The 300-nt window shown below is 65.3% G+C and carries 1 pseudogene; it reads left to right on the top strand.

What is annotated here, in order from left to right:
• A pseudogene (locus B7449_RS18940) lies at positions 1-300 on the top strand (hypothetical protein); the annotation flags it as partial.

The following is a 300-nucleotide window of genomic DNA, read 5'->3' as shown; positions in this document are numbered from 1 at the left end:
CGGGATGAAAACGGGCGGTTCCTGCGCACGGAGATGGATGATGGCACGATCGTGCTGGGCACGCTGGACCTGAAGGGGCGGCAGTTGCGGCTGCAGGTGAACTCGAAAGAGCGCGCCGAACGTGGCCGTGCCATGCTGCAGGCCGGTCTGGGAGATCTCGTGCGCGCTCCGCTCACGCAGATCATGACGCCGACGCAGGCGATGGAAGATCGGGTGACGCATGGACGGGAGGTCTCGCCAGAACTGCAGATCCCGTCCGAGGAGGAAGCCCGGATTATCGGGCAGATGCTGGAGCGGCAC

The sequence above is a fragment of the Komagataeibacter intermedius TF2 genome (genome assembly GCF_000964425.1).
In the GTDB taxonomy this organism is placed as follows: domain Bacteria; phylum Pseudomonadota; class Alphaproteobacteria; order Acetobacterales; family Acetobacteraceae; genus Komagataeibacter; species Komagataeibacter intermedius.
This window is presented reverse-complemented; position numbering and strand designations above follow the sequence as displayed.